Below are 9,359 nucleotides of genomic sequence, written 5' to 3' on the forward strand. Positions count from 1 at the left end.
GGGGCCGGGCGCTGGGGTGGAGGCTGACTGATTCACGCCGTCAGCATCCGGCAGGGCGCCCTCCACGCGACAGTGGCCTGAACGACACCCTTCGATATGATTGGGCCATGGCCGCTCCGCATCGTGTCGTCGTCCTCGCGCTCGCCGGACTGCTGCCCTTCGAGCTGGGCATCCCGCACCGGATCTTCGGCCGCGCCGCAGATGCCGCCGGCGCGCCCCTGTACGAGATCCTGACCTGCGGCCTGGCCCCCGGGCCGGTCCGGACGGACGCGGACTTCGCGGTCCACGTGGAGCACGGCCCCGAGCTGCTCGCCACCGCCGACACCGTCGTCGTACCGGCCGCGTACGAGCTCGGGCCCGTGTACGAGGAGGGCAGGCTGACCGAGGAGCTCGCGGCGGCCCTGGCCCACATCCGGCCCGGCACCCGGCTCGTCTCGATCTGCACCGGCGGTTACGTCCTGGCCGCCGCCGGATACCTCGACGGGCGCCCGGCCACCACGCACTGGTTCCACGCCGAGCACTTCCAGCGCCTCTTCCCGGCCGTACGGGTCGACCCCGCCGTGCTGTACACGGACGACGGGAGCGTACTGACCTCCGCCGGGGTCGCCGCCGGTATCGACCTGTGCCTGCACATCGTGCGCAAGGACCACGGCGCGGCCGTCGCCAACGACGTGGCCCGGCGGACCGTCGTGCCGCCGCACCGGGACGGCGGACAGGCCCAGTTCGTCGAACGCCCCGTGCCGCAGCCGCAGCTGGCCAGCACCGCGGCGGCCCGGGCCTGGGTGCTGGGGCGGCTGCACGAGCCGCTGCGGCTGGCCGACCTGGCCCGGCAGGAGTCCATGTCGGTCCGCACCTTCACGCGCCGCTTCCGGGAGGAGGCAGGCACCAGCCCCGGCGAGTGGATCACCGGGCAGCGGGTGGAGCGGGCCCGGCGGCTGCTGGAGCAGACGGACCTGGCGATGGAACAGGTCGCGCGGGAGGCGGGCTTCGGAACGGCGCAGTCGCTGCGCAAGCACGTGCAGGCCGCGCTCGGGGTGAGCCCGACGGCGTACCGGCGGACGTTCCGGGCGGCGGGCGGGAACGACGGCCCGGGCGCCGCCGCGGGCTGAAGCGCTGCCGGTGCGCGCCGGCCGGGCGGCGGCTCGGACGGCGGCTCGGACAGCAGCCTGGTCGGCGCCCCGGGCGGCATCGGGGAGAATGGCCCGTATGAGCGATCGTTCCCCCGAGTCCCACAGCCCGCACCGTGCGGGCTTCGCCTGCTTCGTCGGCCGCCCCAACGCGGGGAAGTCGACCCTGACCAACGCACTCGTGGGCACCAAGGTCGCGATCACCTCAAACCGGCCGCAGACCACCCGCCACACCGTCCGCGGCATCGTGCACCGCCCCGACGCCCAGCTGGTCCTGGTCGACACCCCCGGCCTGCACAAGCCGCGCACCCTGCTCGGCGAGCGGCTGAACGACGTCGTGCGGACCACCTGGGCCGAGGTCGACGTCATCGGCTTCTGCCTGCCCGCCGACCAGAAGCTCGGCCCGGGCGACCGGTTCATCGCGAAGGAACTCGCGGGGATCAAGAAGACCCCCAAGGTCGCCATCGTGACCAAGACCGACCTGGTCGAGTCCAAGGCCCTGGCCGAGCAGCTCATCGCGATCCAGCAGCTCGGCGCCGAACTCGGCATCGAATGGGCCGAGATCGTCCCCGTCTCCGCCGTCGGCGACAACCAGGTCCAGCTGCTGGCCGACCTGATCACGCCGATGCTGCCCGAGAGCCCGCCTCTGTACCCGGAGGGCGACCTCACCGACGAGCCCGAGATGGTGATGGTCGCGGAGCTGATCCGGGAGGCCGCCCTGGAGGGCGTCCGCGACGAGCTCCCCCACTCCATCGCCGTCGTGGTCGAGGAGATGATCCCCCGGGAGAACCGCCCGGCGGACCGGCCGCTGCTCGACATCCACGCCAACGTCTACATCGAGCGGCCCAGCCAGAAGGGCATCATCATCGGCCCCAAGGGCTCCCGCCTGAAGGAGGTCGGGATGAAGTCGCGCAAGCACATCGAGGCACTGCTCGGCACCCCGGTCTTCCTCGACCTGCACGTGAAGGTCGCCAAGGACTGGCAGCGCGACCCCAAGCAGCTCCGCAAGCTCGGCTTCTAGCCCGGCCGGTCCACGGGAGGGGACTACGGGAGCCGGCGCACCTTCACCGTGTTGTCCGCCCGGGTCCCGGCCCGGCCGTCGGGGCTGTTCTGCTCCCGTACGTACTCCTCCGCGCGCAGGACCTCCCAGGCGCCGTCAGGCAGCTCCAGCTGGTCGAGGACCTCGCCGGGGGTCGGGAAGTCGATCTCCGGTCGCACCTCGTCCTCCTGCCAGGTCGCCCACCCGCCGTGGCCGACGACCAGCAGGATCCCGCCGGGGGCCACGGCCGCCGCGGCGGTCCGCAGGACCCGGGCGCGGGGGAAATCGCCGTAGTTGTGCAGGAAGCAGGCCGAGACGAGGTCGAACTCCCCGGCGGGGAAGGACTCGGTCAGGTCGTGCCGCCGGAGGTCGACGCGGTCGGCGACGCCCGCCTCGGCGGCGTGCGCGGCGGCCCGCTCCAGCGCCACCTCGGAGATGTCAGTCCCGGTGACCTGCCAGCCCTGGCGGGCCAGCCACACCGCGTCGGCTCCCTCGCCGCAGCCGAGGTCGAGGGCGCGGCCGGGGGCGAGGCCGGCGACCTCGCGGACGAGGGCCGCGTTGGGGCTGCCGCTCCAGATGCGGTCGCTCTCGCGGTAGCGGGAGTCCCAGAACGCCTGGTCCCCGGCATGCGGCTCGGTCGGGTTCCCGCCGTGGTGGGAGTGGTCGTGGGCGTGCGTGGGGGTGTGGGCGTGCTCGGGCATGGGGTCCCTTCCTCTGCGGGTCCGCGGGTCCGCGGGTTCCGGATGTGCCCGATGCTGCGCCGCCCGCCGCCGGAGGGCCAAGGACCTTTGCCGTTTCGGCAACCCGCCGCGGAGCCGTGCCCTGCCGCGCCCCGCTACACCCCGGCCGCCTCCCCGTCCGCCGCGGGTTCCGCGATCAGGGCCGTGGCGACCGTGCGGAAGCCCGCCCGGGCGTAGATGCGGGCCACTGCGTCGTCCCCGGCCGACAGGAAGACCGTACGGGTGCCCCGGGCGAGGGCGTCCGCGACGAGCGCCGCGGTGACCGCGAGGGCCAGGCCCTGGCGGCGCGCCGACGGCAGGGTGCCGACCCCGGCCACCTCGGCGACGTCGCCGACCGGGTTGTACTGGCCCGTGGCGAGGACCACGCCCTCGCGCACCGCCGCCGCCACGGCGGTCCGGCCCGACGCCAGCCGTTCGGCCACGGCGCCGCGGTGGGCGGCGGCGGCAGGGTCGGCCAGGGCCTCGGCCAGCTCGGCCGGGCCCGCGGCGCCCACCGACGTGCCCGGGTCCGCGAAGGCCAGCCGCGGCACCGTCACGGCCGCCGTGAGCAGCTCGTCGTCCGCGCCGAGGAGCCGGACCTCCGGGTGCGCGGGCAGCCGCGGCGCGGACGGCTCCAGCACCATCAGCGGATGCGCGCTCACCCGCAGCCCCGCCGCCTCCACCGGGGCCCGCAGCCAGGGGCTGGTTTCGGCCACCCATTCGAAGGCCTGCGGGATGCCCAGCTGCCGCTGCCGGGCCAGGACGCGTTCCACGTCGGCGGTGCCGGCGCCCGTGCTGCCGAGCGCGGGCCGCGCGTAGTACGGCCAGCCCGCGCCCTCCCGGACGAAGAGGGTCAGCGGGCCGAAATCCTCGGCCCGCGCGCCCCCGACCCGCGGCACGGTGTCGTAGTACTGCTCCAACCGGGACAGGAGTGTCGGTGTCACCCGGCCATCCGAGCAAAGACGCCTGCTCAGGCACCTTCTTTCAGGAGCCGGGTGATCAGCTGCCGCTGCGCCTCCGACAGGTCGGGCTCCTGGCAGGTCACCGTCCGCCCGTCGACCGTGATCCGGTAGGAGAAGCCGTCCCGGACCCGGTCCGATCCCGGGGAGGCCGCGGCGGGCCGCAGGGCGAGCTGCGCCAGGCCCTGCCACTCCTCCTCGTCCGGCAGGCCCGAGGTGTCCACCTCGGCCCGGCGCTCGATGCCCGCGAAGCCGCCCGTCCGTACCACCTGAATCCGCATGACCGTCTTTCTACACCGCTGCGGCCGCCTACCCCAGGCCGACAGCCGCCCATGCCTTCTGCAGCGCCCGGTGCTCCGCGCCTCCCTCCCCGTAGCGGGTCACGGCGGCGGCCGCGGACAGCCGGGCGAAGTCCTTGAAGTCGGCGTCGGGGGTGAGCTCGCCGCCGGTCAGGGTGTCGTACCAGATCTGCCCGGCGCGCTCCCACGCCTTGCCGCCGAGCTCGGTGGCGACGAGGTAGAAGGCGTGGTTCGGGATGCCGGAGTTGATGTGCACCCCGCCGTTGTCCCGGTTGGTGCGCACGTAGTCGTCCATCGTGGCCGGCTGCGGGTCCTTGCCGAGTTCGTCGTCGTCGTACGCGGTGCCCGGCGCCTTCATCGAGCGCAGCGCGATCCCGGTGACGTCGGGGCCGAGCAGTCCGGCGCCGATCAGCCAGTCCGCCCGGTCGGCCGTCTGGTCCAGGGTGTACTGCTTGATCAGCGAGCCGAAGACGTCGGACATCGACTCGTTGAGCGCGCCCGACTGGCCGTAGTACTCCAGGTTCGCCGTGTACTGGGTGACGCCGTGGGCGAGCTCGTGCCCGATGACGTCCACGGCCACGGTGAAGTCGAGGAAGAGGTCCCCGTCGCCGTCGCCGAACACCATCTGCTCGCCGTCCCAGAAGGCGTTGTTGTAGTCCTGGCCGTAGTGCACGGACGCGTTCAGGGGCAGGCCGGCGTCGTCGATCGAGCGCCGGCCGAAGGCGGTCAGCAGGAGCTCGTACGTGGCGCCCAGCCCGGCGTAGGCGCGGTTGACGGTGGTGTCCTCGGAGGCCGGGTCGCCCTCGGCGCGGACCTTCGTCCCGGGCAGCCGGGTGCGGTGCTGGGCGTCGTGGATGGTCCGGTGGGGCCCGTCCGGCACGGGAGCGCCCAGCGCCGGGGGCGCGAACCCGCGGACGCTGGTGATCCGGCGCCGGGTGCGCAGGGGGCCGTCGTGTTCGAGGGTGCGCAGGGCGGCCCCGGCGCGCCGGGTGTCGGCGGACCGGGCGATCCGGTCGAGCAGGTGCGGCGGCACCACCGTGCAGAAGACCGGGTGGCGGGGGGTGCGGCCGTCGGAGTGGGTGTGAACGTGGGAGGCATCCATCCCGGCAATGTGGCAGCGGGTCACATCGCTGTCACTACCTGCAACCGTGATTCATTCGGTTGTCTGAAAGTGGCCGGGCCGTGTTGACGGTTCGGGGCGGCCGCGAAGGCTACAGGGAGACATAGCTCACATAAGGGTGTAAATCGGACATGGGGGTCCCGCATACTGAAACGGTCCCTCGCGTCACGGCGCGGCTCGGCTAGGCTCGGCCCATCATGCGTTTCGGGCTGCTTCTGCTTAGCTGCCGCGGCGAGGGTCTGTAGTCGTAGGTCGACCCCCTCCCCGCGGAGTCTGGTGTTGCGGTTTACGACCGCCGTCGGCCGTTCCAGCGATCCCCACGCGGACACCCGAGGAGCCCTACGCCATGAGCCAGCACACCTTCGCCGGTCGCCCCACGCCCATCACGAACGCGACCCACACGCAGCAGCCCTCCGGAATGCCGATCCACAAGTACGGCCGCTACGAGCAGGTCGACCTGCCGGACCGCACCTGGCCGGACGCGCGCGTGACCAAGGCCCCCCGCTGGCTGTCCACCGACCTGCGCGACGGCAACCAGTCGCTGATCGACCCGATGACCCCGGCCCGCAAGCGCGAGATGTTCGACCTGCTGGTACGCATGGGCTACAAGGAGATCGAGGTCGGCTTCCCGTCCTCCGGCGAGACCGACTACGCGTTCGTGCGCTCCATCATCGAAGAGGGCGCGATCCCGGACGACGTCACCATCTCCGTGCTGACCCAGGCCCGCGAGGACCTGATCGAACGGACCGTGGAGTCGCTGGTCGGCGCCAAGCGCGCCACCGTCCATCTGTACAACGCGACCGCCCCGACCTTCCGCCGGGTCGTCTTCCGCGGCTCCAAGGAGCAGATCAAGCAGATCGCCGTCGACGGCACCCGCCTGGTCATGGAGTACGCCGAGAAGCTGCTGGGCCCCGAGACCGTCTTCGGCTACCAGTACAGCCCGGAGATCTTCACCGACACCGAGCTGGACTTCGCCCTGGAGGTCTGCGAGGCCGTCTGCGACGTCTGGCAGCCCGGCCCCGGCCGCGAGATCATCCTGAACCTGCCCGCCACCGTGGAGCGCTCGACGCCGTCCACGCACGCGGACCGCTTCGAGTGGATGGCCCGCAACCTGACCCGCCGCGAGCACATCTGCATCTCCGTGCACCCGCACAACGACCGCGGCACCGCCGTCGCCGCCGCCGAGCTGGCCCTGATGGCCGGCGCCGACCGCATCGAGGGCTGCCTGTTCGGGCAGGGCGAGCGCACCGGCAACGTCGACCTGATCACCCTGGGCATGAACCTGTTCTCGCAGGGCATCGACCCGCAGATCGACTTCTCGCAGATCGACGAGATCCGCCGCACCAGCGAGTACTGCAACCAGATGCCGGTCCACCCGCGCCACCCCTACGCGGGCGACCTGGTGTACACCGCCTTCTCCGGCTCCCACCAGGACGCCATCAAGAAGGGCTTCGACGCCATGGAGGCCGACGCGGCCGCCCGGGGCAAGACGGTGGACGAGATCGAGTGGGCCGTGCCGTACCTGCCGATCGACCCCAAGGACGTCGGCCGCTCCTACGAGGCGGTCATCCGCGTCAACTCGCAGTCCGGCAAGGGCGGTGTCGCGTACGTCCTGAAGAACGACCACAAGCTGGACCTGCCGCGCCGCATGCAGATCGAGTTCTCGAAGATCATCCAGGCCATGACCGACGCCGAGGGCGGCGAGGTCACCCCGAAGGCCATCTGGGACATCTTCTCGGACGAGTACCTGCCCAACCCCGAGAACCCCTGGGGCCGCGTCCAGCTGCGCGCCGGCTCGACGGCCACCGACAAGGACGGCACGGACACGCTGACCGTCGAGGCGGTCGTGGACGGCGTGGAGACGGTCCTGAACGGTACGGGCAACGGTCCGATCTCGGCCTTCTTCGACGCGCTGGCCGCCATCGGCATCGACGCCCGCCTGCTGGACTACACCGAGCACACGATGAGCGAGGGCGCCTCCGCCGTGGCCGCCTCGTACATCGAGTGCGCGATCGACGGCCGCGTCCTGTGGGGCATCGGCATCGACGCCAACACCACGCGCGCCTCGCTGAAGGCGGTCGTCTCCGCCGTCAACCGCGCCGGCCGCTGACCCGCCGGCCGGCCCGCAGGACCGCCGGCCCGCAGGACCACGCTGCTGCCCCGCCCCTCCGTCCGGAGGTGCGGGGCAGCGCCGCCCCGGCGGCCGCCTCAGCGGGCCAGGTAGCCGCCGTCGACCGGCAGGACCACGCCCGTCACGAACGAGGCCGCGTCCGACGCCAGGAACGCGATCACCCGCGCCACCTCGTCCGGCTCCCCGAGCCGCCCCATCGGATGCGCGGCGCAGACCTCCGCGAGGTACTCCGGGCCGCCCGGCTCGTCCGACAGCGCCAGCACCCGCTCCGTCCGGATGGTCCCCGGCGCCACCGCGTTGACGCGGATCCCGGCCGCCGCCCACTCCACCGCCAGGTGCTTCGTCAGCCCCGACGCCACGAACTTCGCCGGCCCGTACGCCGCCTGCCGGGCCTGCCCGGCCACCCCCGAGATCGAGGACACGCAGACCAGCGCGCCCCCGGGCTCCGGCTGCGCGATCATCGCCTCGATCGCGTACTTGCAGGTCAGGAACATGCCGCGGCCGTCCACCGCCATGACCCGGTCCCAGTCCTGCGGACTGGTCTCGCATACGTCCGAAAGGGGGAGGATCCCGGCGTTCGCCACGGCCGCGTCGAGCCGCCCGTACGCCTCCACCGCGGCCCGGACCATCGCACGGTTGTCCTCCGGATCGGCGACATCACCGGTCGCGAGGGTGACGCCGAACCCCTCGGCGGCCAGTTCCGTACGCAGGTCCTCCAGCCCGGGGCCGTTGATGTCGGCCGCGGTCACCCGGGCGCCGGAGCGGGCCAGCAGCCGGGCGGTGGCCCGGCCGATCCCGCTCGCGGCCCCCGTGACCAGACAGGATGTGTCGTTCACGCGGCGAGCGTAGGGACAACGGGCGGGCCGCCGTGGGAGGCGCAGGGGTGCAGACCGGCCAAGTGCCGCCGTCGGGGGAGGTTGTCTTGTCACACGGCTGACGCATCCTCACCGATGTGGCTAACATCACGCCAACCCGGTGATGCCGCCTGGGGGTCCCGCCCGTGCCCGCGAAGCCACGGGGGAGTTACGGAGGTGCGACGTGCTGCCAGTTCGGGGTGGGGACGGCCGGAAGCCGGCGGTCTGGGGCATCCGTACCACGTGGAGCACGGTCGGCGACGGGGAGTTCTTCTGCCCCGGCTGCGGCGGCGACCGCAACTACCGCCGGCGGACCGGCCGCCGCCGGTTCACCCTCCTCGGCGTCCCGCTGCTGCCGCGCGGCGATGCCGGCCCCGTCGTCGAATGCCAGGGCTGCCGGGAGCGCTTCGGCACCGAGGTCCTCGACCAGCTCACCACCACCCGCTTCTCGGCGCTGCTGCGCGACGCCGTCCACACCGTCGCCCTGGCCGTGCTGGCGGCGGGCGGGACCTCCGCGCGCGGCGCACTGGAGACCGCCGTGTCGACCGTACGGGCGGCCGGCTTCCATGACTGCACCCAGGAGCAGCTGGAGTCCCTCGTACGGGCACTGGCGAGCGACGAGGGCCGGCTCGGGCTGTACGACGCCCCCGACTGCTGCGGTGCCGCCCTGGCCATCGAGCTGCACGAGGCACTGGAACCGCTGGCGCCGCACCTGGCCGGGCCGGGCCGGGAGTCGGTCCTGCTGCAGGGCGCGCGGATCGCCCTGGCGGACGGCCCGTACACGCCCGCCGAGCGCGAGGTGCTCGCCACGGTCGGCGCGGCGCTGCGGATGGGCTCCGACGAGGTGGCCCGCCTGCTGTCGGCCGTGCGCGCCCCCTGAGGGCCCGCTGCGGAGCAGGGCCGGGCAGGGCCCGGCCCGGGCGAGGTAACGATCCGGCCTCGCAGGGCCGGCACCGCACCGCAGGGCGGGTGGGTTCCGCCTGCACCGCGGCCGGCGGTTCCAGCACGTGGACACCCGGAGCGGGCCCGTCGCGCTCGCCGTCCGCGCGCCTGTGAAGCCCATCGCCGCACGTCGCGGGGGGTGGGCTGCGCGCGTGCACAGGAGGGGGCG

At 73.3% G+C, this 9,359-nt stretch carries 9 protein-coding genes; 4 read left to right on the plus strand and 5 right to left on the minus strand.

All coding sequences use genetic code 11. From position 1 onward, the window contains the following. Positions 1 to 107 precede the first annotated feature (107 nt). Together HYE82_RS29625 and era are read left to right on the plus strand one after the other, a co-directional pair. Positions 108 to 1,109, plus strand: a complete 1,002-nt coding sequence (locus tag HYE82_RS29625) for a GlxA family transcriptional regulator (RefSeq protein ID WP_179177265.1) — start codon at positions 108 to 110, stop codon at positions 1,107 to 1,109. Between the two features lie 97 nt (positions 1,110 to 1,206). After that, complete coding sequence (gene era, locus HYE82_RS29630) at positions 1,207 to 2,148, plus strand: GTPase Era (protein WP_179177266.1); 942 nt, start codon at positions 1,207 to 1,209, stop codon at positions 2,146 to 2,148. Between the two features lie 23 nt (positions 2,149 to 2,171). On the opposite strand, the gene HYE82_RS29635 is transcribed toward era, so the two are convergent. The 4 genes from HYE82_RS29635 to HYE82_RS29650 all read right to left on the minus strand — a co-directional run bounded on the left by HYE82_RS29635 (position 2,172) and on the right by HYE82_RS29650 (position 5,245). Continuing rightward, a complete protein-coding gene (locus tag HYE82_RS29635; RefSeq protein WP_179177267.1) occupies positions 2,172 to 2,867 on the minus strand; it encodes a bifunctional 2-polyprenyl-6-hydroxyphenol methylase/3-demethylubiquinol 3-O-methyltransferase UbiG in 696 nt (231 codons plus the stop codon). 134 nt (positions 2,868 to 3,001) lie between these two features. After that, entirely contained in the window at positions 3,002 to 3,829 is an 828-nt protein-coding gene (locus HYE82_RS29640; RefSeq protein ID WP_309144489.1) for a GNAT family N-acetyltransferase, read from the minus strand. A 26-nt stretch (positions 3,830 to 3,855) separates the two neighbouring features. After that, complete coding sequence (locus tag HYE82_RS29645) at positions 3,856 to 4,125, minus strand: protealysin inhibitor emfourin (protein WP_179177268.1); 270 nt, start codon at positions 4,123 to 4,125, stop codon at positions 3,856 to 3,858. 28 nt (positions 4,126 to 4,153) lie between these two features. Next, positions 4,154 to 5,245, minus strand: coding sequence for a M4 family metallopeptidase (locus tag HYE82_RS29650; RefSeq protein ID WP_179177269.1), 1,092 nt, complete (start codon positions 5,243 to 5,245; stop codon positions 4,154 to 4,156). Between the two features lie 364 nt (positions 5,246 to 5,609). On the opposite strand from HYE82_RS29650, the gene leuA reads away from it, so the two are divergent. Beyond that, the gene (leuA, locus tag HYE82_RS29655) at positions 5,610 to 7,373 is read left to right on the plus strand and encodes a 2-isopropylmalate synthase (protein ID WP_179177270.1); all 1,764 of its coding nucleotides are present in this window, start codon (positions 5,610 to 5,612) and stop codon (positions 7,371 to 7,373) included. Between the two features lie 98 nt (positions 7,374 to 7,471). On the opposite strand, the gene HYE82_RS29660 is transcribed toward leuA, so the two are convergent. Next, a complete protein-coding gene (locus tag HYE82_RS29660) occupies positions 7,472 to 8,230 on the minus strand; it encodes an SDR family NAD(P)-dependent oxidoreductase (RefSeq protein ID WP_179177271.1) in 759 nt (252 codons plus the stop codon). A 202-nt stretch (positions 8,231 to 8,432) separates the two neighbouring features. Between HYE82_RS29660 and HYE82_RS29665 the strand changes: the two genes are divergently transcribed. Then, the gene (locus HYE82_RS29665) at positions 8,433 to 9,128 is read left to right on the plus strand and encodes a TerB family tellurite resistance protein (protein ID WP_179177272.1); all 696 of its coding nucleotides are present in this window, start codon (positions 8,433 to 8,435) and stop codon (positions 9,126 to 9,128) included. Positions 9,129 to 9,359 lie beyond the last annotated feature (231 nt).

It is taken from the genome of Streptomyces sp. BR123, assembly GCF_013401435.1.
Taxonomy (GTDB): domain Bacteria; phylum Actinomycetota; class Actinomycetes; order Streptomycetales; family Streptomycetaceae; genus Streptomyces.

What these genes read in the sequence shown, in the direction of transcription:
- HYE82_RS29625 (WP_179177265.1), top strand. Translation starts at nt 108, where the DNA reads ATGGCCGCTCCGCATCGTGTCGTCGTCCTCGCGCTCGCCGGACTGCTG.
- era (WP_179177266.1), top strand. Translation starts at nt 1,207, where the DNA reads ATGAGCGATCGTTCCCCCGAGTCCCACAGCCCGCACCGTGCGGGCTTC.
- HYE82_RS29635 (WP_179177267.1), bottom strand. Translation starts at nt 2,867, where the DNA reads ATGCCCGAGCACGCCCACACCCCCACGCACGCCCACGACCACTCCCAC.
- HYE82_RS29645 (WP_179177268.1), bottom strand. Translation starts at nt 4,125, where the DNA reads ATGCGGATTCAGGTGGTACGGACGGGCGGCTTCGCGGGCATCGAGCGC.
- HYE82_RS29650 (WP_179177269.1), bottom strand. Translation starts at nt 5,245, where the DNA reads ATGGATGCCTCCCACGTTCACACCCACTCCGACGGCCGCACCCCCCGC.
- leuA (WP_179177270.1), top strand. Translation starts at nt 5,610, where the DNA reads ATGAGCCAGCACACCTTCGCCGGTCGCCCCACGCCCATCACGAACGCG.